Raw genomic sequence first — 25,178 nt, 5'->3', positions numbered from 1 at the left:
AGTAGTTACCTTACGACGCGCTTAATGGTTGCAAGTAGTTTTTCTGGGTTGAAAGGTTTTACTAACCAGCCTGTTGCGCCTGCTGCCTTCCCTTTCATTTTCATGTCTCCTGAACTTTCTGTGGTTAGCATCAAAATTGGTGTGAATTTAAAAGCGGGTAACTTTCGGAGTTCCTGACATAAGGTGATGCCATCCATATTTGGCATGTTTACATCAGTTATTACTAAATCGAAAGAGCCAGACTTAGCAGCATTTAAGCCTAATACACCATCAGCAGCCTCTACCGTCTGGTATCCGGCACTTTTTAAGGTAAAGCTCACCATGTCACGAATTGAATTCGAATCATCAACAACCAAAATTTTGGTCATATTTTCCGTCCTATTTTTATTAAGCCGAAATAGCTTTTGCTTAGTCAGCTATTCGCTGATTAAACAATGGTTCATCTATTCCTAAACTTCTTATACTATCTATTATGGTTGGCGAATTAATTTGCCAGGAAATGGTTTTATGTTGAGAAATGGCATATGTCAACATTGAAAGCAGTAACTGCACGCCAATTGTATCAATTCTAATCAATTCGCTGTCATTTATCGCAACTTCATCGTGTTGCTCGACATATTCAAGGAAAGCTTCTTTACACTCGTCTACCTGAACAATAGTGAGTTCGACAGGTAATTCAAACATCGCCTAATTCCATTAGTGTGTTAATCATCGTTAAAGTTGAAGATATATCAAAATAGCCTTTTCGCAAGTCTAAAGTAATAAAAAATAGGGAAAAGTTAGTTCTTTAACACTGTGATAACAAAAGTGAGCAATAAATGATCGACGGTAATGCTTTAACGATAAACCGCAATAATTGTTTGTTATTTTGTTGATTTCATAGGTGAGTCAATTTAATGTTTATCGTATCGAATGGAAATAACGCGTTATACAATGAGTAACAATAATACAAAAGTACCGAGTCAAATATTTCGATGGTTTGAAAAAATGAAGTCGAACTATGAATCTAGTGTGCAGTCAGTACTTAGCAAATTTGAAGCTCAAACCTTTATCCAACAGGAAAAAATTGATAAAGCTCATCAAGAGCACATTGACAGTCTTAAAGAAACTCACCAAGAGCAGTTACAAAGTCAGCAACGCCACATAGAGCAACTCAGTCAAGATATTCAATTTTATAAGCAACAACTCGCATCTCATCAGCAAACCATAGAACAATTGAATTCGCGTTATGACACAGTTATGGCTTATATGATAAAAGAACAGCCGCAAAATTCGAATATCAAAAATGTCGTGTTAAATGATCCTATGTTAAACACAGAAGGAGAAGCCGAATTAGATAACAGTCAACAAAATTCGACAAACTCTTCTGTTCACAATGAAGAAGCAATCAACAAGGATAATCCAAATCAAGACGCTGAAGAATATTACCAAAATGGCCTTGTTGCCCGCACAGATAAAGATTACACGCACGCCATCGACTGTTTTATGACAGCGGCGAACCTTCAGCATGCAAGTGCGCTAGGAGCCTTAGCTCGCGCTTACTTTTTAGCGGAAGGTGTAGAAGAAGATCCTGTAGAAGGGTTAGCCTATTTAATCAAAGCCGCTAGTACAGGTTTACCACAGGCGCAAGCAAGGGTAGAAGTGTACAAAGAGCAAGATCCTGAACTTTACGCCCTAGCCCAACAAAAGTTATAACCTTTAGCATTAATTTATATTGTATATCTTGTTTCTTCAAAAGATATTCCATGTGATAATGCCAGCGAATTTTTCATATTTTAAGGGTAGCTATGACTATTGGAGTAGGCGGTTCAACAGCAGAAGTTGAATTAGTAAAATTAAGTAATATGGCAATTGATGCCAAACCTATCACTTTAGCAGAGTATCAACAACGTATTGAGAAAGCTAAAACGTTAATGCGTGAAAATAACATTGATGCAATTTATTTAAATGCAGGAACTAACCTTTATTATTTCACCGGAACTCGTTGGTACCCTAGCGAAAGATTAGTGGGTGCCCTGCTCACTCAAGACGGTAATTTAGAGTACCTTTCGCCGAACTTCGAAATAGACACCTTACGCCAATATATGGCTGTTGAGGGTGAAATTTTTGGTTGGCACGAGCATGAGAGCCCTTATCAACTTGCAGTCGAACGTTTGTCAGCAAATGGCATCGTTAACGGAACATTAGCTTTTGATGAATCCACATCATTTTTCATTGTTAATGGCATTAAGCAGCTTTCTTCAGATTTAAATATTGTTGACGCAAAACCTGTTACGGCTGGTTGTAGAGGTCAAAAATCTGAGCACGAACTTGCACTTATGCAAACAGCAAAAAATATGACGATTGAAGTTCATAAAGCTGTTGCTCGTATATTACGTGAAGGAATCACGACGAAAGAGGTAGAAGCATTTATCGATGAAGCTCATCGACGCGTTGGTGCACCAAAAGGTTCCTATTTCTGCATTGTCTTGTTTGGTGAAGATTCGTCATATCCTCATGGTGTGAAAACACCTAAAGCACTCGAAGAAAACGATGTGGTATTAATTGATACAGGATGCCAAGTCGAAGGGTATAATTCTGATATAACTCGTACCTACGTATTCGGTGATGCTAACCAACGTCAACGAGAAATGTGGCAAGTAGAAAAGAATGCACAACTTGCAGCATTTGAAGCAGCTAAACTAGGTCAGCCGTGTGGCGATGTAGACGTTGCAGCAAGAAATTACCTTGCAGAATGTGGCATGGGACCAGACTACGAAACGCCGGGTTGCCCTCATCGAACAGGACACGGCATTGGTCTAGATATTCATGAATGGCCTTACTTGGTCAGAAGTGATAGAACTCCACTTGCCGAAGGAATGTGCTTCTCAAATGAACCAATGTTAGTTCTGCCGGGCGAATTTGGCATTAGATTAGAAGATCACTTTTATATGACGGCGAACGGTCCCAAATGGTTTACTGAGCCAAGCCATTCGATAGACGACCCTTTCGGATATCAAAAAGACTAAGTTAAAGATCAACACTCCCTAATATTACCGATCCTTTTTTCTTCCATTTAAGTTGAAGGATCGGTAACCTGTTAGATAGAATCTAATAACGACTTAGTAACATCAAAATTTATGCACGCACTTCTCGAATATTTACCGCTAATTATTTTTTTCATTGTTTGGAAACTGGCGGGAATTTACTGGGCAACCGCTTCACTCATAGTGACTTCTGCTATTCAAATAGGTTATTACTTTATAAAAAAACAACCTGTACCAAATAGGCTTTGGGTGTTCTTTGCGCTTATTGTCGTCTTTGGTGGCTTAACGATCTTTTTTCAAAATGACCTTTTCTTGAAATGGAAGGTAACCATAATTAATGGCATTTTCGCTGTAGCATTAGTGGTAAGTAATTCAATTTTTAAGAAGAACCTTATCAAGCAACTTATGGGTGAAGCATTAAGTCTTCCAGAAAAAGTATGGGCAAAATTAAACCTAGCATGGGCGGCTTTTTTCACCGTATGTGCTTTACTCAACTTATATGTGGCTTACAATTTTTCTCAAGAAACTTGGGTAAACTTTAAGGTATTTGGCCTAATGGGCTTAACGTTCGTTTTTGCTATTTCTTCGGTTATAGCAATACATAAATACCTGCCAGAAGAAGAAACTAAAGAAGATAACGCGAAGTAACACCAATGTATTATGTAATTTTCAGTGAAGACGTTGCCGATAGCTTGGCAAAAAGACTAAGTGTTCGAGATAAGCATTTAGCAAGATTATCTCAACTTCAAAACGAAGGTCGATTACTTGTAGCAGGACCCTGCCCTGCAATTGATAGTGAAAACCCTGGGGAAGCTGGTTTTACTGGCTCAGTAGTGATTGCCAAATTCGAATCATTAACTGACGCTAAACAGTGGGCTGATGCTGATCCATACATTGAAGCAGGTGTTTATGACAATGTCATAGTCAAGCCATACAAAAAGGTGTTGCCAGCTTAATGATGAAATCTTTGATCCTTGTTTTATCTGCAAGCCTATTCTGCTCTTTTCCCGCATATAGTGCGCAAAAGAAGTCGATAGAGTCATGTGAACAGCAAAGCAAAAACAATGTCGAGTTATCGCAATGTCTCGACATAGTAAAAAGTGCTACAGACCGAGAGTTGCAAACTTGGATTAATAACCAAGTGTTTGTATTAGAAGAGTTTGCTCTTGCAACTGGACGAAACTCTGCGTTAGATATGTTTAAACGTTCACAGCGTAACTTTATTACCTACCGAGAAAATAACTGTAGATGGCAGTATTTACATATATCGCCAGCTACCGGTGCGGCACCTGCTTTTAAGAAGTGTTATATAAGGCAAACACTCTCAAGGATAGAAGAGCTTAGCCAATTGAACTAAAAAGGCTTTTTAAGAAAAACACACCTAGAGTGTGTTTTTTTTGTCCTAAAATTTGACAACTGTTTATCTGTACAGTACTGTATATTACATCAGCTCATTTTATACAGAGACAAATATGCTTCACAAAACGACAGTTAATCACTACAGAGATGAAAACAATTCACGCTTTCAAGTACTAGCAACTAACGCCGAGGATCTAACGACGCAATACAAAGCAATTTATCAACAGCATAAAATTGACAACAAATGGATTTTAATGATTAACCCTGAAAATACATCGTTGGAAAAGCTACAACAAAATACCGATATCGATACCAGAAATATACTCAGAGTTAATGCAAGTAAAACCAACGTAAACTTAGCTAATATTGAAAGCGCATTTTGTCATGGTACTTGTTCTGCTATCGTCCTATGCAACGCATGTTTAGAACAAGACGAATTAGTGAAGTTACAAAACTTAGCGAAACGCTCTCAAACCACCTGTGTCATTTTAAACAATCAAACTGTGCACTAGGTAAAAAGCTAATATTCACAGCAATTCGTTGGAATCTTTCGTTTATCTGTTTAAACTAGCGATCTTTCTTATTGCGTGGTCAATTTTATGTTGTGTATATGTGGAAGTAATTTGGATCAAACGTCGTGTTGTGACTCAATTTTGAGAGGCAATCGCAATGCTGAAACGGCTGAACAACTGATGCGTTCAAGGTACTATGCTTATGCTCATAAAAATGCTCAATATATTTATGACACTTATGCCAAAGAAACTCAGAAAGAATTAACACTTGCAGATTTATCTGCTTGGGCTGAACAAGCAACTTGGCGCAAGTTAGAAGTTCACCCTAGAAGCTCTATTACCACGTTAGATACTCTAACACCGATAGACGAACAATTAACTGTTGATTACGTTCGATTCTCAGCTTTTTATATAGCCGAGCGTGAATTACATAAAATGACGGAAACCTCTCGATTTATTTTTACTCAAGATCAGTGGTTTTATCTCGATGGAAATATCGAAGAAAGTGTTACTTATACGAAATTAAAAAGAAATGCCCCCTGCCCTTGCAATAGTGGCAAGAAATTTAAACAGTGCTGCATGAACTACATATAATAAAAAACGTCTACAGCAGCGACTGAGGCGGCTATAGACCTTATATATTAGTTCTCTGCATTAAATTGAGTCAGGTAATAACTCTCGAATCTTTTTGAAGTCGTCAAAGTTACTAATAACAATATCGACTAACTCAGGTTGAAACTTAATCCCTCTTTGCTCAACTAAATAAACTTTAATTGCTTCTGTATCCCAACCTTCTTTATAACATTGATGCGAGCCCAACGAGTCAAACACATCGGCAATGGCCATAATTCTTGCCTCTATTGGTATATCTTCGCCGGAAAGGCCTTCTGGGTATCCGCTACCATCCCAATTTTCATGATGATATTTTGCCATACGAGCGCCAAATCGAGAGATCCTAGCTTTCGATTTACTTAGCAGCTCAGCACCGATACTGGCATGTGATTGCATGATCCCCCACTCAGAATCATCTAATTTACCTGGTTTATTTAAAATATGATCGGGAATAGCAACTTTTCCAATATCATGTAAAGGCGCAGCTAATGTTATCGCTTGAACAAAAGATTCATCGAGCTGCAACTTCTTCGCCAATAACTCTGAAATCCTCGCTACCCTTTTTACATGCGCACCACTATCTCTACTGCGTTTTTCTATTGCTTCACCAACAATAAACAACAACTCATTTTGTGTTTGCTCTATTTCATGTTGTTTAGTTAAGCTCTCTAGAATAAGTGCTACATTCGTTGCAAATAATTCTGCAAGACTAGAACGAAAATGCTCTGCGTCATCTTCAAACTCAATATAAAGTACAGAACTCGCATTCGCTGAAGTTTCGTAGTACCCAACAAAGTAGTCTTTACTACTAAAATGCTTTTTCTCATCAAACGAGCGCTGTATCAGTTTTTGTACCTCTTGGTCTATGTTAGAGGATTCTAAAGAGTCCGATTCACAAACATACTTTCCCGTACAGGCAATAATTAAATTAGAGCTGTGCTTGTCTATATCTTTTTGGCTTCTGGCAATGTACAAAGCTGAGCTTTCTACATCCATTAACGTAAGTAAGTGATTTAACGCAGCCGATCCAAAGGGACGAAATTGACTGATTTTTAACAGGTCATGTGTCGACTTTATCAGATGCTTAAATGCATCTAAACTTCGCTGAATCGTCATGATGTCCCGATACGCTCGAATACTGGCATATACGGTAGTCGTCATTTTTCCAGCAGTAAAATCCGTTTTTTCTTTATAATCGTTAATATCGAACTCTTTAATAACTTTAGCCTCAGGCGCGTTACCAGCTTGCCCTGTCCTTAAGATTAAGCGAATAGACTGATTTCTCTGCTCTTTCCTTATCCATTCCACTAGCTCCAAACCAGCATGATCGGTTTCCATAACAACATCGACAAAAGCCATACAAAAAGACTGATCTTTGACTAAGATCTCTTTCGCTTCAGCGGATGAATAAGCAGAAACAATATCTAACTTTCTGTTTTCAATAATCGCATCGGCAAGCACCAATCGCGTAATTTGGTGAACAGACTCATCATCATCAACAACTAAAATTCGCCAACATTTTTCTAGCTTTGCTGCGGTTTGCTTTGCTGATTCGCCTTCAGACTCTTCCTTAAATATGAATTTTGACATGTACTTTAAGTCACTAATTTACATAGGTATCTATAAGTGTAGGCTACAAAACTAAATAATGCATGACAAGGAATTCGTTGAATTTTACGATTAGACTTTTGTTCAATGTAAAAGAAAATTGATGACAGTCTGTAATTAATTTATCTTTTTGTACCAATTCCATTAAATGGGTATGACTTAAATTAAGCTTAATTGAAGCAAAAAAAAGCGCCGCTATTGCGACGCTTTATTATCAACTATTCATTAGCAGCTAAAATGCAGTTCTAAACGACAAGCCAACTTCCATCACAGGAAAAATCCTGGTTAACGTTTCTTCTGAAACTACATTCCCTGCTGAGTCAAATATAGTAACCGATGTTTTTTCATCACTAGCATCCAAACCAGCTAAAACAAACTGATAGTTTTGATTCGAAACATCGACAATAGGTACTTCGTCTCCCCAAATTGAGTCCCAAAGGCTCACCTCAGGCTTAACAAAATCGACATAGTAAATCTTTTTACTTTCGTCTAAGTCAGTAATAGTAAAGCCGTGGTCTTCAAAAAATATAGGCATATTAGACCAAAGGCTTTCTAAGTCCATGTCAACAAGATAAGCATCTTCACCTAGCAAGTTTTCGCCAATGGAAACTAACTTTTGTTTTGAACGTAACAATAAGTTGTCACGTTTTTGCTTACGATATTGATAATCTACTTGCGCAACTATCTGGTTAAGCATCGCAATTTCCGCTCGCTCCTGATCAATAGGATCTATTGCTTTACTTGAACCAGAGCTATCTGTTTTCATGTAATCAATTAAGCTAACAGACAAACCGACACTTCTTCCATGCGGTTTTCTCTCTAACTGATACTTAAATCGAAAGCTCTCGGTAGTATCGATTGATTCAAAACCCCAAACACCAGATATCGTTTCTTTGTTGTACCACTGGCTTTCATACACAGTATTATCTGAGTCAATAGATTCGATACCAACACCATCATCCGATAATTGTGTTTTCATTGCTTTAACAACAAATGATTCGATCGATTCATTTTCTAATACTTGATCAAACCATACATTGGCGTTCTTCTGACCAGTCTCTACGCGTGAAGCACTAGCAACAGGTAACACTAATGAAGGTGCTCTTACATCAATATTTTTCCCAATTGATCCTTTTTTATTTATGTCACTTGGTACATAAAATTCCTGGGCTTGATTTGGGGCAGACAAGTTAGCGGGGATCGTTAACGGCTTAGCTTCTGCTGTTTCTGCGTAGTCAAACTCTCCCATAGCTTGTTTGTTGTTTACCGAACTACAGCCAGCGACAAGAATTGACAACACAGAACAACATAACAACTGACGATTCATTAATACTCCTGAAAAAACGCACATCTAAACGTTGGAAACTATAAAAATACTTACCTACATAGATGAGTATACTTAGATAAAGTTCACTATTTTAGTCACTTATTTGCGCTACATGGTAATGCTACAAAGCACTAAACACAAGGATATATTAGAAAGACCTATCAACAACTAAAAGTTATAAAAAATTTCAGCAATTTTGGACAATTCATCAATAGTTGGTTAATCACAGGTTACACATAATGCAAAGCACATTTAATTGAGCTACAATGTCGGCCTTTTTTTAGCCTATCGGAATTTAGGGTGTCTCAATATTTAGTTTTGACCGTTATGGGTCCTGACAGAACAGGTAGTGTTAGTAGCCTCACGAAACTAGCGAGTGAATGCGGTTGTAATATCGTCGATAGTCGCATGGCAATTTTTGGGCTAGAGTTTACCATGATCATGATGCTAGAAGGATCTGCTAAAGCTATAAATCAGCTAGAGTCCAAACTTCCAGCTATGGCGATAAAGCGTGAGCTGATTACCATGATGAAGCGCACCTCTGAGCACAGTTTAAAAGATTATACCGAACATTACTTGGTGGAATATGCAGGCATAGATCAACCCGGTGTACTAAAAGCAGTAACGGCATTTTTTGCTGCACGTAATATCGATATTTCTTCTTTAAAGTCTGAAATCGACAATGAGAGTAAAAACATGAGTGCAACAATACAAATAGCACTCAATGAAGAATTATCTATCGAAGAACTAGAAAGTGATTATATAGCTTTATGTGAACAAATTGACGTTCAAGGCCGTATTACTAAAGTTGTAAGTAATCACCATTAATAATAAAGGAACACTATGAATACTTTGCAAGTGGGCGATAAAGCGCCTGAGTTTTCTTTACAAAATGAAGCTGGCGAAACCATTAACTTGAGTGATTTTGCCGGAGAAAAAAATGTTTTAGTCTATTTTTATCCTAAAGCAATGACACCAGGTTGTACGGTACAAGCACAAGGGTTACGTGACGTAAAATCCGAGTTAGAGAAATTAGACACTGTTGCTTTAGGCATCAGCCCTGATGCTGTAAAACGTTTAACTAAATTCGTTGAAAGAGACGAATTAAACTTTTCATTATTATCTGATGAAGATCACAAAGTAGCTGATGCTTTTGGTGTTTGGGGACTAAAGAAGTTTATGGGAAGAGAATATGATGGAATTCACCGTATTAGCTTTTTAATAAACAAAGACGGTGAAGTTATTCACGTTTTTGACAAGTTTAAAACGAAGAATCATCATGAAGTTGTCTTGGAAGTTATTAAAGCTTTGTAACGGTTAATGAAGCAACCGCATAAAAAAAGCACGGTAGATACCGTGCTTTTTTTATGCGGTGAAAAACAGACATTATTGCGTCTGTTCAGATGCTTCTAACTCGGAACTTGGCCAAGCATTCACTACAGCTTTTACTAACGTTGCTAAAGGAATTGCGAAAAACACCCCCCAAAAACCCCATAGACCACCAAACAAAATTACAGCGATAATAATCGTCACTGGGTGCAAATTTACCGCCTCAGAAAAAAGAAGAGGCACTAGCAAATTACCATCAAATGCTTGAATGATACCGTAAGCGAGCATTACATAACCAAATTCGGCTCCTGGTCCCCATTGAAATAAGGCGACTAACATCACGGGAAAAGTGACAAGTGTTGCCCCAACATAAGGGACTAGAACTGACAATCCGACTAACACACCTAATAACACAGCATAATTCAAGCCTAAAAATATAAACGTTATCGTAGAAATGGTGCCGATTATCAATATCTCTATAATTTTTCCTCGGATATAGTTCATGATCTGTTGGTTCATTTCTTTACCAACTTTAGACGCCATTCCTCTGTTTTTAGGTAGCATAGCTTTTACACCGCCCCACAGTTCACCTTTATCTTTCAGAAAGAAAAAAACCATAATTGGTACAAGAATGATGTAAATAAGCAATGCCACCAAATCTGTCAGAGAATTTAAAGATGCTTGCAGTACGACTTGCCCCCAATCTAACAGCTTTTCATTTACTAATGATGTTAACGCTTCGATTTGAGATGTTTTAATCAGCTCAGGGTACTTCTCTGGAAGAGTTAACAAGTAAGTTTGCCCTTGTGACGCCATATTAGGGATTTCCTGCACCAATTGGCTTGTTTGCTGCCATATCACAGGAAATAAACCAAATGAAGCCAATAACCCCAAGCCTACAAAAACGAGAACAACCACAGATGTCGACAAACTTCTGGAAAAGCCATGTTGCGTTAGCCTATTTACAGGTAGTTCTAATAAAAATGCCAAAGCAATTGCCACAAAAACAGGCATAAGCAAACCACTTAAAAAATAAATAGCTAAGAAAACCGAAATTAGGATAACCATCAAGCTGACCGCTTGTGGATCTGAAAATTTTTGCTTATACCATTGTGAAAAAAATGAAACCATAAACTACTTTCCTAAAGCAATATGAAGCTCTTTAGCTCCATCATCGAGAATAATCGTTGAGTAACAATACCCCTTATTTGTTAAATATTTAGGAATATCAGACAAAGAACCGGCATCGAAAATTTGAATAATGCACTTATCTTCCACCGTTAACTTTTTCAAAAGTAAACGCATCTTTACTAAAGGTAAAGGGCATTTATCTTTTCTGCCATCATATTGATAAATCATAAGTAAAATTGTTAACCGCTCTTTCGTTTAATTATCTAATTTGCGACAATCTATTACAATATAGATATTAGTATAATCTCATTTAATAACGGTAAATGGTTGATCTCTTGGAAAACCCTGATTTAAGACAAATAAATGCCTACAAAAAAAAGCTCACATGGGGAGAAGTCCCTCTCGTCTATAGTTTAGCGAGTGGCGCAGTTAGTGAACTTGATGGACTTATTAGTCACGGTTTTGATAGTGCTTACCGTCAAATACTCGATAAATCGACGTGGAATTTACCTTTACTAAAAGGCCACCAAGATAATAACGGTGAAATACATGTATTACTAAAACCAAGAATTCAGTTAAAACATGTTTACACCAATCAATGCTATGAACTACATTGTTTTCCTATGATTGATGACGAGCCAGTTCATCAAAATTTATCAAATCACCCTGGCTGCCCATTTAAAGTATGGGCACCGGAATCATTGCAAATGCTATTTCGAGTCAACCATCTCATATCATTTATTACTTATAGCTTTCAGAAAGGTGACGAAGCCGATATGGCACTGATCAGATTTACCCATTTAACAATAATGAAATTAATTGATCATTTGGCGGAATCATTTGAGATTGTTGACGTCATAGGATATAACATCGCCGAGTTTTGCAAAGAAATTAAAGAACGCGGTAATCCCCCTTTCTAGGTCTCATAAAAACGGAACATTCGATTGTTTAAAATTAGCGCTAAAACACTATTAATAACGTCTTGCTTGTTTGGTCTTACTTTTACCACTAACGCCGTTCAACAAAACAAAAATAAACTACCAGATATAGGTGCTGCTGGTGGTAGCGTCTTATCAATAGAAAAAGAGCGACAAATTGGCGATGCTATGATGCGCCAGCTGAGAGCAACACAACCCATTCTTCATGATCCTATTTTAAATGAATATATAAACGATCTGGGAAATCGCATGGTTCGCAATGCGAATAATGTTAATTATAAATTCAAATTTTTCTTTCTGAATAATAGAGAAATTAATGCCTTTGCATTTTTTGGCGGTCATATAGGCATGCACACAGGATTGGTTGCAGCTGCAGACACAGAAAGTGAACTAGCATCTGTCGTTGCTCACGAAATATCACACGTTACGCAACGTCACTTAGCTCGAAAAATTGAAGCGCAATCAAAATCTCAACCATTAACGATGGCCGGAATGGTTTCAGGGATTTTACTGTCTATGGTTAACCCAACGGTAGGCATGGCTGCATTAAGCACAAGTATTGCAGCTTCTCAACAGTCTAGTATTAATTATACTCGCAGCAACGAAAAAGAGGCTGACCGTGTTGGTATACGTTTATTAGCAGACAGCGGCTTTGATCCTAATGGAGCCCCGCAATTCTTTGGAAAACTAGCGGAAAAATATCGCTATACCAGTAAGCCACCGGCAATGCTTTTAACTCACCCATTACCTGATTCACGTATATCCGACTCAAGAGTCAGAGCACAAAGCTACGGGACGCGTCGAATAGCGCCTAATTTGAGTTTTCATTTAGCTAAGGCACGTATAAAAGCTCGTTATATTGGTGAGCCTAGAGACAACATAAAAATATTTGAAGACGATTTAAACAAACAAAAATACGCCTTTAAAGAAGCGGCATTGTACGCTATAGCCGTCACCTACTTTGAACTAAAAGAATACGAAAAAGCAGAAAAAATATTGCTTGATTTGCGCTTTAGTGACATAACAAACTTATTTTATGTAGATGTTTTAACTGATGTTTATATCCAAACCGAGCGATATGATCTCGCGTTAAATATGTTACATGAGCTAAATAAAGTCATGCCGAACAATCAAGTTGTAGCATTAAATTATGCCAATGCGTTAATCAAAGCTGAAAAATTTGAGCAAGCAGAAAACTTGCTACAAGATTTCGTCATTTTAAACTCTGAAAGCTACATCGCTTATGACTTACTCACTGAAGCTTACAAAAAGCAAAAGAAAATGGCGATGATGCACGCAACTAAAGCAGAAGTATTCGCACTTCTTGGCGGTTATTCTCGAGCTGTTGATGAGCTTCAAACAGGTTATAATTTTGCTAAATCAAAACCCTTGGTAAGAAAACGTATCAAAGCACGTATAATCCAATTCCAAGATCAAGAAGATAAACTAAAACGCTTAAACTAAAATTAGAGATATATATGTTAACTATCTATCACAATCCTCGCTGCTCGAAAAGCCGCCAAACTTTAGCGCTAATTGAAGAAAACAATCAAGAAGTCAATATCGTTGAGTATTTAAAAACACCTTTAACAAAGGTTGAAATCGAAGGTTTATTATCTGCTCTAAATGTATCGCCAATTGAGATGATGCGAACTAAAGAAACGGAATTTAAAGAACAAAATCTAAAAGGTGCAGACGATAACACGCTCATTAGTGCCATGGAAAATACCCCAAAACTTATTGAGCGCCCTATTGTCGTCAAAGGCAATAAAGCGATAATAGGTCGCCCACCAGAGAATGTGTTAAGTCTGATAAACGAGTAGTAAATGGCTAAACAACTTTCGACGCAAACGCATAAGAAAATAGCCTTAGCAGGCTATTTTTCTTTGCTTATTTACATGCCATTATGGTTAATATTTATTAACCCTTCCGATGGCCTTTCACCTATTACTTCATTAGTGTTTTTCACCCTACCTCTACTTTTTCCATTGAAAGGTCTGGTACAAGGAAACCCATATACTTTTGCATGGTCTAATTTCGTGGTTATGTGGTATTTTCTTCACAGTTTAACCACGCTATGGGTGTCACCAGAAGACAGAGTTTGGGCAGCTTTAGAATTAATATTCGCCACCATGATGTTTATTTCAGGTACTTATTACGCGAAATATCGCGGCCAAGAACTCGGCTTAAGTATTCGTAAAAAGAAGAAATAAATTGACAAGTTAGCGAGTAAAACACTACTCGCTAACGATTAATCAAGTAACACTTGTTTAATAAAGGGAACGGTTATCTTACGTTGTTCTCGAATGGATGCCTTATCAAGCTGATCTAATACTGATATAAGATTATTCATATCACGAGAAATACGCACCATCAAAAACTTGGTCACCTCTTCACTTAACAATAACCCTCTTTGCTGGGCTCGATAATGTATGGCTTGAACTTTATCTTTGTCTGATAGAGGTTTAAGTTGTTCAACTAAGCCCCATGAAAGACGAGAGCGCAAATCTGGAAGCGACAAGTCTAATTCATTAACTGCACTGTCGCCTGATATAATCAACACTTTTTGTTGCTCAGTCATACGATTAAACAGATCAAATACGGCTTGCTGCCAATCAGGGCGCTCGGCCAATAAATGAATGTCATCCAAACAAACTAGGTCAAATGATTCCAGCCCCATCAACAACTCAACAGAAAGGTGTTCTAGCTCTTTTAGCGATAAGCAAAGTGAACTTAAGTTTTTGCTTTGTGCATAAGCGCACGCAGCATGTAACAAGTGAGACTTTCCGACACCTGTGCGGCCAAACAAATAACACACATTCACTTTCAATTTATCTTGTTTATCGTCTAACAAGTTCTTAATTGAATGAATAGCTTGTTCGTTGGTACTGCCTCGATAACTTTCAAAAGTTTCATCGTCAGGCAATTGTACAGACAAGGTTAGCTGGTTATTTACGCTCATTCAGACTCCCAATAAAACAAAGGAACGCCCTCTTTTGAGCTAGGATCGAGTGGGTCGAAATAGCGAGTTAACGAACGATTCAACTTTAACGATGCCAAAAACGCTTGCTCGCTACCCAATAAATTTAAACTGAATCGGCGGGTTTTACCTTTAGCGCCAACCAAAGTAACGGAACTAACTGCAGATAACTCCTGTAAAAAACGGGTAATTTTCACATGTTGAAACAAAGACTCTACATTGGCGACATCAATGACGTATTCATTTTTTTCCGTCGGCGCCAATGCGTAACGAGAAGCCAACATATCAGCGATATCCGCCAAGGCTTGCTTTAATAATAACTGTCTATCCACACCGTAATAACGTTCACTATATTGCGGAAGTGAATCGTAACTTTCAGTAGACTTAAAACTCCAATCTACAGCAATAGGCTTAGGGCATAAAATAGGGCAAGATTCTAGCGCATCTAACTGCTCTACTTTCAGCAAACTATTATCAGAAAGTCTAATAATGACAATTCCTTCTGGCGCGTATGATTGTGAAGCATTAGACACCATTTGATCAAAACGCCCCCATACATCCGTTGAACTGATGGCGTCACTTTCAATCACTGACTGCTCGGGAATGACTACAGGAACACCGCGCTCAGCTTGAAACTCTGACACTACTTGTCGAATATCGCTCATATTCGCGCTATGCATCACACTGCGCTCTAACTTTCTTTCGTCAGCCAGCCAAACAACAAGTTGAGGTCTTAATCGCCCCCAAATAGGTAAACCATTATCGACTAACAGCTGATTAATTTTTTGCTCATTAAAGTTAACAACAACGTACATTTTGTTGTCTTGTCGTTGATATCTAAAATCAGTTAACAATTGCTCCGAGCGTCTGATCGCTTTCTTGATTTCGAGGTTATCTAATACTTCGCGATGCCCCGACACTTTAATCAGTACTGTTTGCAAGGCATTACGTAAGGCAATTTTCCTGTCTTGGCTTCGTTGCGATTCTATTTCAACTTTTGCTTGATATAGGTTTTTTACTTCAACAGCTTGGCTAGCGACAGAAGTCATCAGCAATAAAGAGACAAGAATGTTGAGCAGTAATTGACGTGTCATGAATTAAAGAAAAAAGGTTTCATAGCCATAATGTTACCACAAGAATTAACCGAGGATAATGTTAAAATATCTAAGATATTAAAAATAATTAATTGAAAGGATTTCCACCTGTTGCTTGCGCTGGTAGAATACGCACTTTTCATACCGTTAATCGTAGCAAATCGCTAAATTAGAATCGAAAGAGGTTGCCCCGTGAGTGAACAAAAACAGTCACTAAGTTACAAAGACGCTGGTGTAGATATCGATGCAGGTAATGCATTAGTTGAAAACATCAAAGGCGCAGTTAAGCGCACAACTCGCCCAGAAGTTATGGGTGGACTAGGCGGCTTTGGCTCAGTCTGTCAATTACCAACTGGTTATAAAGAGCCGGTACTAGTAGCAGGTACTGACGGTGTTGGTACAAAGTTGCGTTTAGCGATCGATTTAAATAAACATGACACTGTGGGTATCGATTTAGTCGCTATGTGTGTTAATGACCTGATCGTGCAAGGCGCAGAGCCACTATTTTTCTTAGACTATTACGCGACTGCAAAACTTGATGTAGATGTTGCATCTTCAGTAGTAGCGGGTATTGCTGAAGGTTGCGTGCAATCAAACTGTGCTTTAGTTGGTGGTGAAACAGCGGAAATGCCAGGTATGTACCACCAAGGCGACTACGACATCGCAGGCTTTTGTGTTGGTGTTGCAGAAAAATCTCGTTTACTTGACGGTAGCGAAGTGGCAGCTGGCGACCAACTTATTGCATTAGGCTCATCTGGTGCACATTCAAACGGTTACTCATTAATTCGCAAAGTATTAGAAGTTAACAATACTGATACGTCTGAACTATTAGACGGTAAGTCAATTGCTGACCGTTTATTAGAGCCAACAAAGATCTACGTTAAATCAGTATTAGAACTTCTTAAAGAAGTTAATGTTCACGCACTTTCTCACATTACAGGTGGCGGTTTCTGGGAAAATATTCCACGCGTTTTACCTGAGAATGCTCAAGCTGTAATCAATGGCAATAGCTGGGAATGGCCAACTATTTTTAACTGGTTACAAGAAAAAGGAAATATCACTACACACGAAATGTACCGCACATTTAACTGTGGTGTAGGTATGATCATTGCTGTTCCAGCAGACCAATTAAAGCAAAGCTTAAAGATTTTATCTGAGCAAGGTGAAAACGCATGGCACATTGGTGAAATTGCTCCACTTGCTGAAGGTCAAGAGCAAGTAGTAATCAACCATGACTAATAATGCTGCAAAATCGCGCATTGTTGTACTAATTTCAGGTAGTGGCTCAAATTTACAAGCGATTTTAGACGCAAGTAATGTGAGCGACTATCCTGGCGAGGTAGTAGGCGTTATCTCTAACAAAGCTGACGCTTACGGCCTTGAAAGAGCGGCGAATGCTTCTGTAGAAGCGGCTGTGTGTAGCCATAAAGACTATGACTCAAGAGAGTCCTATGACGACGCTCTGATGACAACAATCGACAAGTTCAATCCTGATTTAATTGTGCTAGCTGGCTTTATGCGAATCTTAACGCCAAAGTTCGTGCAAAAATATTTAGGAAAATTATTGAACATTCATCCTTCTTTGTTGCCGAAGTACCAAGGGTTAAATACGCACCAGAGAGCAATTGATGCTGGTGACGATACCCATGGCGTTAGCGTTCATTTTGTAACAGAAGAACTCGATGGCGGTCCGGTAATTTTGCAAGCGAAAGTGCCTGTATTTGAAAACGATACAGCAACTGACTTAGCAGCAAGAGTGCACGAACAAGAACATCGCATTTACCCACTTGTAGTTAAGTGGTTCTGTGACAATAGATTATCTATGAATGGGCAGTCGGCCGTATTGGATGGCCAAGAACTACCTGTTTCGGGTTACGCTAGCGAGAACGAATAATAGATTTCAAACTAGGTGGTGTATTTATGGTAAGAATGTTTTGTTTCGGGCTAGCTACCCTGCTCTCATTGTCGCAAAACGCAAGTGCAACTGAAGAAACAGAAACAGCTTCACTCAACAAAATAATTGAACCATTTAAAGCTGAATACACCATCCTACATAAATCTGACCCTGTCGGTAAAGGCGTTAGATCATTAACCTATCTCGATGATAACTCTGCTGAGTATAGTTACCAAACTAAAATCAAATGGCTAATTTTTTCTGATAAACGAAAAGAAAATACCAAAGTCCAATTAAACGGCTATGCTGTAACGCCACTTCATTACAAATATGAAAGAACGGGTACTGGTCGAGATAAGTTCTATGAGTGGAGCTTTGATGTTACTGAAAACAAAGCTAAAGACATCAAAGAAAACAAAAACCACTCTATTGATTTCCCTGACGGTATTCAAGATAAGCTCAGCTATCACCTGCAAAACCGCCTAGCACTCATCAAAAACCCTGAGCAAAAGACCTTCAGTTACCCTGTCGTTTCAACCTCTGGCAGTATCAAAGATTATGAATTTGAATACGACGGAGAAGAAGAAGTTCTCCTCCCTATTGGTTTAGTGAAAGCAATTCGACTCAAGCGAGAAGTAAAAAGAAAAGAACGCATAACTTATGCGTGGTTTGCGCCAGAGTACAATTATTTATTGGTAAAACTGTACCAAAGTAAAGGCGGCAACGAGCAATTTGAAGCTCAATTAAACAAAGTCACTGCCTTAACCGAAGAAAAACAATAGCCTATTCTAAGAGGCTTTTGCTTGTGATGGCCAAATAATCTCTTTTGTTTGGCCCCCCAATAACACTTCCCCTAACCTAAATACTTGCCATTGACCTGGTTGCATTTTGTGCCAAGTTTCATCATCTGTTAGAGGGCGCGTAGCGATTACAGAAACAACATCTTTATTACTGGTTTCCTGTTGAAAATCTACCACCATTTCAGCATCGATTAGGCTCGCTTCCCCAAAGGGTGCTCTACGAGTGATCCAATGCAAATTATTAGAGCAAAAGGCAAACAAACAGTCGCCATTGGAAATAATTAAATTAGTGACACCCAAATGATTTATCTGCTCACTTAAGCTTGCAATATAGTGGTACAAAGACTCGTCATCAGGCTCATCGGCACCAAATTTCGCTAACAGCTCATCTAAAATCCAACAAAAAGCAAGTTCGCTATCAGTCGTACCCACAGGTAAGTGATATTTAATAGGTAGCTTTTCTTTAAACCCCGCTAACTGACCGTTATGGGCATAGGTCCAGTTCTTTCCCCACATTTGTCGAGTAAAAGGGTGCGTATTTTCAAGGCAAACATTACCCGAGTTAGCTTGTCTTATGTGGCATATGACCGCTTCACTTTTTATCGGGTACTCAGTGACTAAACGAGCTATAGGCGACTCAGCACTCGGCAATGGGTCTTTGAAACTGCGACAGCCTTTTCCTTCATAAAAAGTAACCCCCCAACCGTCTTTATGCGGCCCGGTATTACCGCCTCTTTGCATTAGTCCTGTAAAGCTAAAACAAATATCTGTTGGAACATTAGCCGACATGGCTAGGAGTTCACACATAAACTACACACCCCATATAAAACAAAGACTTATAACGATAAATTAAATTGAAAATCACAATAGGTGTCACTTAGGGTGTCAGCATAGAACTTTTTCCTTGCCAACAAACGTGACTTATAATCAATTGTACTACTAAAAAATTTCCAATACACGCATCAAATATCACTACATTATAAGTTTCAGTTTCGTTTTCTTTAAGCTGTTGTTTTACATAGACAATTATTTAATTCCGCCCCCCCTTTTTCGATCCTCACGTAAATCATAAAAAAGCTATTGTTTACAAGTACTTTCTTCTTTCAACCACTAACTTTTCCGATCCTTTTTTTGAAAAACGCTACAAAATTTTTCATTTTTTTCAGATCCTCTGATCCTTATAAAAAGCTTATTACTTGTCGCCTAGAGCAAATAACTGTAACAATTAAAAACTGAAAAAAAATTGCGACATAAGCCCCGCAGGAGGGTGAGGAAGAGTGCGGATTACGTGACGCGATTATTACATGGTGATTATTTACTTGGATACAGCCCCATAGAGAAACACAGTGCAATTATTCAGATTTTAATTAAGTATGACGCAGTAAAGCAAATCTATGGTTGCCCTGATTATTTAGATAGCTTGCAAGCAGCTATGTTAAATGAAGATGCCACTCTATTTAGACCCCGAAGTAGAAGAAACGATAAAGGAAAAAATTCAAGAATCTAAAGGTGTTGGTAATTTCCGTTCACTATTTGTAAATATTCCAACCGGTAAAGAAAAGGCTTACAAATTATTCCTGTTGGTAACTTTGAAAATAAATACGAATTTATGGACGTTAAAAATGTATCTGCTCAAGACGTTTTAAACGCTCACCGATTCCCACCAGGACTAGCGGGTATAATTCCAGTAAACAACGCAGGTCTTGGAGTCCCGACCAAGTACGACAGTGTTTACTTTAAGAATGAGACTAAGCCGTTAATAAAAAAGGTTGTTGAAGCAGTGGAGCGTGACAAAGAAGTCAGAGGAAGCTTAAAACTTAACTTTGAGCTAGGTGAGAAATAGATTTTAACGCAGGGCACATGCCCTGCGCCTATTTTTCTTTTTCAAATGAAATACCTTTGCTTTCTGACAATAAAGACTCAAACCTTTGTTTTATTTTAGTTCTCAAATCTGATTCTGTATTCCAGAAAATGAACTTTCTGTGCTTTAGGTCAAAATGAATCTCTTCATCTTCTTTAATTACATAGATAATTTCTTTGCCTAAAGCATCAGCATATCCAGCTTCATAATAACAATTAGGCCTTGCACCTGTTAGTTCGACAAGAACGTATTTTGATTCGTCTATATGTCTTAGTATCTCATCAGTGATAGCTCCCGAACTCTCAATCTCATCAATTCGAACCGTTTTTAGATCAAACTCACTAACAGCCATTTTTATACTTTCATACGCTGAATCTAAAACTTCATCACCAAATTTCATAACAACAAAAACTTGGTTTTTGTTTGTTTTCAATTGCCTCCGTAAAGCTCTATTGTAGTTTAAGTCTATGTCTGAAAACTCAAATACCTCTTTAGTACATACTTCGACCGAAATGTTTATATTTCTAAGTTCTCCAATAATTGCGGTGGGGTTTTGGAGACGAAAAATACCATTATTTATATTTTGGTCTGTTTTTAATATCATTAAAAACATGGAGTTACTCAGGTTTAACAAAGCTTCGCCTTCAAACTCTTGAAAATCTTCTAGAATAACTTGATTGTTTATATACGGTATCAGATAGTTTTCTACTAAAGCTTCTTTTCTCAAATTTGCATTGTAAGATATACCGCCATTAGGTAGCACCCACAAACAATGAAATATGTCCATTTTTTCTTTCATGTTTTCTTTCATTTTTTCTTTCATTTCGGCTTTTATTTCATAAAATCATCTAGTGAGTTACCTTTAAGTATATCTGCGTCAATTTTGCACCCTTTACTACTCGTATAAGATGCTTTGCCATTGAAGCTCGTAAAATTAGTAGAATAGGAAGACTCTCCACAAATATTAGTGTCATGAAATATCCTAAGAACGTTATCTTGTGTAATGACGGCAATAAGTCTATTGTAAGTTTCATTCCCTTTACCGCTTGAGTGTGAAAAGTTCTTAAATAAATAGTGCTCTGGTGACGTTATTTTTTTACCTTTTATAGTTATTGTTGTTTTTCCTGACATTGGCATTTTATAAGTCATTACACCGCCATCGATTGCAACTTCACCATTTGGTGTTGTTACTTTTAGTTTAAGTGCATACATATCTTGTGCAATCGATGCCGCGGAAAATGTTGTTGCCGCAATTAATAAAGCTAACCTTTTCAAATTAAATCCTTTTTTAACAAAAAACTTCTATCATCATACTTAATTTACCCATGCAATATAACTGTATATAATAACAGCAGAGGGGTTTTAGAGTAGTAGAAATATGGCACGTGTTGAATGTCCAAATTGTGGAAGTAAGGCAACTGTAAGTTCGAGAGAAAAACAAAGTGCGCACGTAACCCATTTATATTGCTCTTGCACAGACGCCAAAAAGTGCGGTGACACTTTTCGCGTGACACTCGGATTTGATCACTACTTAAATCCGACTAGCGCAACAACGGCAAAAATTGCTGCTTCTTACATAAAACAGCTGCCGCGTGAACAGCAGTTGGAATTGTTAAAATTGAATTAATTCCCTTCAATTTAATTATTTGAACTATACGAGCACAGCGAAGTGTGGTAGTAATTTTGAATTAGACTATTGAATATTGTCTAGTGTATTTTTCACTCTGCCTAATCTATTTGGAATTCCATGCTCATCGAAATTCCAATCCATATCACGACAATTCTGAATTTTTTTTAACTTTGGCGGCAATTTGGTTTCATTATCCCCACATGAAACCCAAAGCTGTTCATCTGTTAGACCTTTTACATCACGTAAATCTGCTTTGGCAAAATTTACGTATCTAAATCTGACATTTCTAAAATCAACATTACTAAACTTACTTCTAACAAATGAAACCCTTTCAAATTTTGCTCCTTCAAAAGATGAATGTTCTATTTCAGTGTTATTGAAAGCTACATCAGCCCAACTTGTATGTGGAAAATTATTCCCATATAGGTATGCATTGGAGAGTAAAACTCTGTAAAACTTAGCTTGAGCAAATTCGTTTCTAATGATCACAGATGAATCTAGGTTTACAGAATTAAACCTCGACAGCAGAAAAATATTGGACTTAAATTCTGCGTTATCAAAGCGTATATTCTTTATGATTGCTCTAGGTATTTCCGAGTATTCGAGTTCTAAACTTTTGAAGTCCCCATCTGTTAAATAAGCGCCCTCATTATCATCCTCAGGCGTCAGGTCAATGCCAAACATATGTTCTTTCTTCTTAAATGGCCATTGCGAAGAATTCAGGTACTCTAAAGCTTGTGTTTTCCCAGCGTTACCACTCGCTTTATTAGTAAGAATACTCCATGCTTGTGCAGAACGTTGAGCATACCTATCAGAAAAATCGATCCAAATCATTATTAACGTTAAAATCAGAGCAAGGCTCCCTATTGAGGACATAATTCTCGTTACGTGCCAAGCATCTAAACTATCAGCGAAATTGTGAAGTTTTTCGTTAAGCAAAAACCTTTTCTTTTTTGCAGGAACTAACCCTAAGTAAGCGAAGGATTTATCTTTTTTCTTATTTCTTTTTCTAAACATTGAGGTTTATCTTAAATCCATTTTGGTGACATAGTACGGTTAAACTAATCCTAAATTCAAGTAACAATAAACGATAAGTAAAAGACGAAATATCAGAATATTAACGGTAAATGTGGATAAAAAGATAAAGCTGCGTACTTGAATTTTCTTCCATAAATTATATTCTAGCCGAAAGGATACTGTGCATACATGCACACATTTAGAACATGAAATTTAAGTACCTAAAAATCTACCGCGACAACTCTCTGATTAACACAGTAACTTTTATTAAGAAAAATGAAATTGTAGGCTGGCAAGCCACGCATTTTGATAGAGAAAAATTCCTACCATTTACTTTGTATGACTCGCCAGAAGTGCTGAAAAAAGCACTTGAAACAAGTGGTTGTAAGTGGTCTTGGTCTTATTAAAAGTAGCCATTTAACCCCGAACCCATTCAAAGTTCGGGTAACACCCATCTAAGTAATAACCAATAGGGTGATTGTCTTTTGGTAACTCAGGAATTTTAGCAACGCATTTATCGCAAAAGCAGCGATAGCCACCAGCATTTCCACAATCAAAGGAACTTCACAACCAGTACATTTTAAGTCAAGGCTAATATTCAACTTATATGTCCCGCTAAATCAACTAAACATTTAATGTCATCCCAAAGCCATACCTTTGAGCCATTAGAATTCTGCAATGCAGATTGTGTTAGTTGAGCGGCTCGAAGAATAAAACCGTCTTCATGATGAACGGGCAACTCTACTCTACATCTTCTATGAGAAACTAGATAAAAGCCTGAGTCACCCAGATTATTAGTGGAAAATTTTCCAGAAGATTGAATCATTAACTTAATAAAATCAAATGCTCTACCTCCATTAGGTAAATCAAAATCTTCAGTCAATTTGTTGTTAAAGGTAATTCCTGGTTCTATACTTTTAAAGTTCTTATAAGCTTCGTCATTTTGGTGCTTCGCACAAATACCGATGACGATGGACGCTATATTAATAGTGTTCCTTTGTTGATTATGCCTTTTAATAGAACGTATAGCTGCTTTCAATTTCATACAGACTTGCTCAATGTCCCGTAAACTTAGGTGAAAGAATTTTCCCACAAGCGCTATTGTACGCCTCAACTGCTCATTTTCTGTTTCATGGTCAAGTGGATAATAGTGAGTATTTTGATCTGATAAATCAAACGTTTGAAGAAGCAAGTATTGATTTAGATCAGGAGTTGGTAAACGAACTTCTTGATGAAAAAAACGTTTCAAATATTCAAATGAATCAAAATTGTTTCCGTAAACAGACTTTATTGATTCTATGAGCTGACTAGTGTCTGTGGCTACAACAAAAACAAAGTTTGGCGTTTCAAAAAAATGCTTTATAACTTCTAAGAATTCAACTGCATATGAAGGGCGACAACGATCGAGTTCATCAACAAGCACAATTATAGGCATTTTATGCTTGTACGTTTCTTCTATTACATTTGCGATTTGCGAAAGTTGTATTTTTACTTGCTCCATTGCTTTAATTTGGTCAACGTAAACACCATTTGTAATGTTCATTGTTTCAACGTTATCTTTTTCCATAATTGCTTTCATAGATTCAATACCAACTGCTGAATCGCCGAGTAAAAATTTTGACGTAATACCACTGCCCCCAATTACAATTGATTTGAGAACTCTTCCAAATACATCTTTAATAACATTGAGATCCGTTCCGATATTATGAATCATTTCCTCTAGCTGTGAAGTTAGCTCACTTGCTATCACAGTCAAAGGTTCTTTTACAAAATCACTAGTCCACGCATCTATATAAATTGCAGGCTGGTTACTGTCTTGAATACATAAATTGTAAAACCTTTTTAAAAAATCAGTCTTTCCTGTACCCCATTGGCCATTTAAATTGAGAACAAACCCAGCTTTTTCTTCGCTAATATTCGCCAATAGAAATTTAGCAAATTCCTTCCTTGCTAATTTGCAATCTTTAAAATTAAAACCAGAAAATTCTTTTTGATATTTACAAGGTAAGCTCATTTATAAGTCCTTTAATTGTAATTAATTTAATCTTTTCCTAGGTTCA

32 protein-coding genes are annotated in these 25,178 nt (G+C 37.5%); 19 read left to right on the top strand and 13 right to left on the bottom strand.

The features are described from left to right. Positions 1–5: 5 nt before the first annotated feature. Both ACOB80_RS05705 and ACOB80_RS05700 read right to left on the bottom strand, forming a co-directional pair. Complete coding sequence (locus ACOB80_RS05705; protein ID WP_473164861.1) at positions 6–368, bottom strand: response regulator; 363 nt, start codon at positions 366–368, stop codon at positions 6–8. A 40-nt stretch (positions 369–408) separates the two neighbouring features. After that, a complete protein-coding gene (locus ACOB80_RS05700; protein ID WP_473164860.1) occupies positions 409–684 on the bottom strand; it encodes an STAS domain-containing protein in 276 nt (91 codons plus the stop codon). Between the two features lie 303 nt (positions 685–987). On the opposite strand from ACOB80_RS05700, the gene ACOB80_RS05695 reads away from it, so the two are divergent. The 7 genes from ACOB80_RS05695 to ACOB80_RS05665 all read left to right on the top strand — a co-directional run bounded on the left by ACOB80_RS05695 (position 988) and on the right by ACOB80_RS05665 (position 5,491). Continuing rightward, positions 988–1,695, top strand: a complete 708-nt coding sequence (locus ACOB80_RS05695; protein ID WP_473164859.1) for an SEL1-like repeat protein — start codon at positions 988–990, stop codon at positions 1,693–1,695. Positions 1,696–1,787: 92 nt separating this feature from the next. After that, positions 1,788–3,008 carry a M24 family metallopeptidase gene (locus tag ACOB80_RS05690; protein ID WP_473164858.1) on the top strand — a complete coding sequence of 407 codons (1,221 nt, stop codon included), beginning with the start codon at positions 1,788–1,790 and terminating at the stop codon, positions 3,006–3,008. 111 nt (positions 3,009–3,119) lie between these two features. Next, positions 3,120–3,674 carry a septation protein A gene (locus ACOB80_RS05685; protein WP_473164857.1) on the top strand — a complete coding sequence of 185 codons (555 nt, stop codon included), beginning with the start codon at positions 3,120–3,122 and terminating at the stop codon, positions 3,672–3,674. A gap of 5 nt (positions 3,675–3,679) precedes the next feature. After that, on the top strand, positions 3,680–3,982 hold the full coding sequence (locus ACOB80_RS05680; protein WP_473164856.1) for a YciI family protein: 303 nt from the start codon (positions 3,680–3,682) through the stop codon (positions 3,980–3,982). After that, positions 3,982–4,383, top strand: coding sequence for a lysozyme inhibitor LprI family protein (locus tag ACOB80_RS05675; RefSeq protein WP_473164855.1), 402 nt, complete (start codon positions 3,982–3,984; stop codon positions 4,381–4,383). The genes ACOB80_RS05680 and ACOB80_RS05675 overlap by 1 nt, the downstream gene beginning before the upstream one ends. Before the next feature lie 115 nt (positions 4,384–4,498). Next, positions 4,499–4,897, top strand: coding sequence for a hypothetical protein (locus ACOB80_RS05670; RefSeq protein WP_473164854.1), 399 nt, complete (start codon positions 4,499–4,501; stop codon positions 4,895–4,897). Between the two features lie 111 nt (positions 4,898–5,008). After that, positions 5,009–5,491 carry a YchJ family protein gene (locus tag ACOB80_RS05665; RefSeq protein ID WP_473164853.1) on the top strand — a complete coding sequence of 161 codons (483 nt, stop codon included), beginning with the start codon at positions 5,009–5,011 and terminating at the stop codon, positions 5,489–5,491. A gap of 60 nt (positions 5,492–5,551) precedes the next feature. Here the strand turns inward: ACOB80_RS05665 and ACOB80_RS05660 are convergent, their stop codons facing one another. Both ACOB80_RS05660 and bamC read right to left on the bottom strand, forming a co-directional pair. Then, a complete protein-coding gene (locus ACOB80_RS05660) occupies positions 5,552–7,099 on the bottom strand; it encodes an HD domain-containing phosphohydrolase (protein WP_473164852.1) in 1,548 nt (515 codons plus the stop codon). Between the two features lie 250 nt (positions 7,100–7,349). Further along, positions 7,350–8,444, bottom strand: a complete 1,095-nt coding sequence (gene bamC / locus ACOB80_RS05655) for an NlpB/DapX family lipoprotein (protein ID WP_473164851.1) — start codon at positions 8,442–8,444, stop codon at positions 7,350–7,352. 300 nt (positions 8,445–8,744) lie between these two features. Between bamC and ACOB80_RS05650 the strand changes: the two genes are divergently transcribed. Together ACOB80_RS05650 and bcp are read left to right on the top strand one after the other, a co-directional pair. Continuing rightward, a complete protein-coding gene (locus ACOB80_RS05650; RefSeq protein ID WP_473164850.1) occupies positions 8,745–9,272 on the top strand; it encodes a glycine cleavage system transcriptional repressor in 528 nt (175 codons plus the stop codon). Between the two features lie 15 nt (positions 9,273–9,287). Next, positions 9,288–9,758, top strand: coding sequence for a thioredoxin-dependent thiol peroxidase (gene bcp, locus ACOB80_RS05645; protein WP_473164849.1), 471 nt, complete (start codon positions 9,288–9,290; stop codon positions 9,756–9,758). Between the two features lie 72 nt (positions 9,759–9,830). Here the strand turns inward: bcp and ACOB80_RS05640 are convergent, their stop codons facing one another. Both ACOB80_RS05640 and ACOB80_RS05635 read right to left on the bottom strand, forming a co-directional pair. Beyond that, a complete protein-coding gene (locus tag ACOB80_RS05640) occupies positions 9,831–10,904 on the bottom strand; it encodes an AI-2E family transporter (RefSeq protein ID WP_473164848.1) in 1,074 nt (357 codons plus the stop codon). A 3-nt stretch (positions 10,905–10,907) separates the two neighbouring features. Then, positions 10,908–11,132, bottom strand: a complete 225-nt coding sequence (locus ACOB80_RS05635; RefSeq protein WP_473164847.1) for a sulfurtransferase TusA family protein — start codon at positions 11,130–11,132, stop codon at positions 10,908–10,910. 95 nt (positions 11,133–11,227) lie between these two features. Here ACOB80_RS05635 and ACOB80_RS05630 point away from each other — a divergent pair, with 95 nt between their 5' ends. The 4 genes from ACOB80_RS05630 to ACOB80_RS05615 are packed head-to-tail and all read left to right on the top strand — an operon-like array spanning position 11,228 to position 14,055. Continuing rightward, positions 11,228–11,824: a hypothetical protein gene (locus ACOB80_RS05630; protein ID WP_473164846.1), complete on the top strand. Its 597-nt coding sequence runs from the start codon at positions 11,228–11,230 to the stop codon at positions 11,822–11,824. A gap of 24 nt (positions 11,825–11,848) precedes the next feature. After that, positions 11,849–13,306, top strand: coding sequence for a beta-barrel assembly-enhancing protease (bepA, locus tag ACOB80_RS05625; protein ID WP_473164845.1), 1,458 nt, complete (start codon positions 11,849–11,851; stop codon positions 13,304–13,306). Positions 13,307–13,320: 14 nt separating this feature from the next. Then, positions 13,321–13,665: an arsenate reductase (glutaredoxin) gene (arsC, locus tag ACOB80_RS05620; RefSeq protein ID WP_473164844.1), complete on the top strand. Its 345-nt coding sequence runs from the start codon at positions 13,321–13,323 to the stop codon at positions 13,663–13,665. Between the two features lie 3 nt (positions 13,666–13,668). Further along, complete coding sequence (locus ACOB80_RS05615; protein ID WP_473164843.1) at positions 13,669–14,055, top strand: DUF2069 domain-containing protein; 387 nt, start codon at positions 13,669–13,671, stop codon at positions 14,053–14,055. 38 nt (positions 14,056–14,093) lie between these two features. On the opposite strand, the gene hda is transcribed toward ACOB80_RS05615, so the two are convergent. After that, a complete protein-coding gene (gene hda, locus ACOB80_RS05610) occupies positions 14,094–14,804 on the bottom strand; it encodes a DnaA regulatory inactivator Hda (protein ID WP_473164842.1) in 711 nt (236 codons plus the stop codon). Beyond that, the gene (locus ACOB80_RS05605) at positions 14,801–15,916 is read right to left on the bottom strand and encodes a DUF2066 domain-containing protein (RefSeq protein ID WP_473164841.1); all 1,116 of its coding nucleotides are present in this window, start codon (positions 15,914–15,916) and stop codon (positions 14,801–14,803) included. Before ACOB80_RS05605 ends, hda begins: the two co-directional genes overlap by 4 nt. Positions 15,917–16,108: 192 nt before the next feature. On the opposite strand from ACOB80_RS05605, the gene purM reads away from it, so the two are divergent. Genes purM through ACOB80_RS05590 form a run of 3 tightly spaced genes read left to right on the top strand, consistent with a single transcriptional unit; the run spans position 16,109 to position 18,592 of the window. Next, positions 16,109–17,155, top strand: a complete 1,047-nt coding sequence (gene purM, locus ACOB80_RS05600; RefSeq protein WP_473164840.1) for a phosphoribosylformylglycinamidine cyclo-ligase — start codon at positions 16,109–16,111, stop codon at positions 17,153–17,155. Continuing rightward, a complete protein-coding gene (purN, locus tag ACOB80_RS05595; RefSeq protein ID WP_473164839.1) occupies positions 17,148–17,810 on the top strand; it encodes a phosphoribosylglycinamide formyltransferase in 663 nt (220 codons plus the stop codon). Before purM ends, purN begins: the two co-directional genes overlap by 8 nt. A gap of 26 nt (positions 17,811–17,836) precedes the next feature. Next, entirely contained in the window at positions 17,837–18,592 is a 756-nt protein-coding gene (locus ACOB80_RS05590; RefSeq protein WP_473164838.1) for a DUF3108 domain-containing protein, read from the top strand. Between the two features lie 6 nt (positions 18,593–18,598). Here ACOB80_RS05590 and ACOB80_RS05585 read toward each other — a convergent pair whose 3' ends face one another. Then, entirely contained in the window at positions 18,599–19,417 is an 819-nt protein-coding gene (locus ACOB80_RS05585) for a class II glutamine amidotransferase (RefSeq protein ID WP_473164837.1), read from the bottom strand. A gap of 802 nt (positions 19,418–20,219) precedes the next feature. On the opposite strand from ACOB80_RS05585, the gene ACOB80_RS05580 reads away from it, so the two are divergent. Next, positions 20,220–20,453, top strand: a complete 234-nt coding sequence (locus ACOB80_RS05580) for a hypothetical protein (RefSeq protein ID WP_473164836.1) — start codon at positions 20,220–20,222, stop codon at positions 20,451–20,453. Positions 20,454–20,481: 28 nt separating this feature from the next. Here the strand turns inward: ACOB80_RS05580 and ACOB80_RS05575 are convergent, their stop codons facing one another. Both ACOB80_RS05575 and ACOB80_RS05570 read right to left on the bottom strand, forming a co-directional pair. After that, positions 20,482–21,294: a hypothetical protein gene (locus tag ACOB80_RS05575; RefSeq protein ID WP_473164835.1), complete on the bottom strand. Its 813-nt coding sequence runs from the start codon at positions 21,292–21,294 to the stop codon at positions 20,482–20,484. 8 nt (positions 21,295–21,302) lie between these two features. After that, a complete protein-coding gene (locus ACOB80_RS05570; RefSeq protein ID WP_473164834.1) occupies positions 21,303–21,746 on the bottom strand; it encodes a hypothetical protein in 444 nt (147 codons plus the stop codon). Between the two features lie 103 nt (positions 21,747–21,849). On the opposite strand from ACOB80_RS05570, the gene ACOB80_RS05565 reads away from it, so the two are divergent. Further along, positions 21,850–22,098, top strand: a complete 249-nt coding sequence (locus tag ACOB80_RS05565) for an ogr/Delta-like zinc finger family protein (protein ID WP_473164833.1) — start codon at positions 21,850–21,852, stop codon at positions 22,096–22,098. Positions 22,099–22,164: 66 nt separating this feature from the next. Here the strand turns inward: ACOB80_RS05565 and ACOB80_RS05560 are convergent, their stop codons facing one another. Continuing rightward, the gene (locus tag ACOB80_RS05560; RefSeq protein ID WP_473164832.1) at positions 22,165–23,118 is read right to left on the bottom strand and encodes a pentapeptide repeat-containing protein; all 954 of its coding nucleotides are present in this window, start codon (positions 23,116–23,118) and stop codon (positions 22,165–22,167) included. A gap of 206 nt (positions 23,119–23,324) precedes the next feature. Here ACOB80_RS05560 and ACOB80_RS05555 point away from each other — a divergent pair, with 206 nt between their 5' ends. Then, positions 23,325–23,525, top strand: coding sequence for a hypothetical protein (locus ACOB80_RS05555; protein WP_473164831.1), 201 nt, complete (start codon positions 23,325–23,327; stop codon positions 23,523–23,525). A 191-nt stretch (positions 23,526–23,716) separates the two neighbouring features. On the opposite strand, the gene ACOB80_RS05550 is transcribed toward ACOB80_RS05555, so the two are convergent. After that, positions 23,717–25,132, bottom strand: coding sequence for a KAP family P-loop NTPase fold protein (locus ACOB80_RS05550; RefSeq protein WP_473164830.1), 1,416 nt, complete (start codon positions 25,130–25,132; stop codon positions 23,717–23,719). Positions 25,133–25,178: the final 46 nt, after the last annotated feature.

The sequence above is a fragment of the Thalassotalea coralli genome (assembly GCF_055786205.1).
Note: the sequence above shows the minus strand (reverse complement) of the source record. Positions and strands in the feature narration are given on the sequence as shown.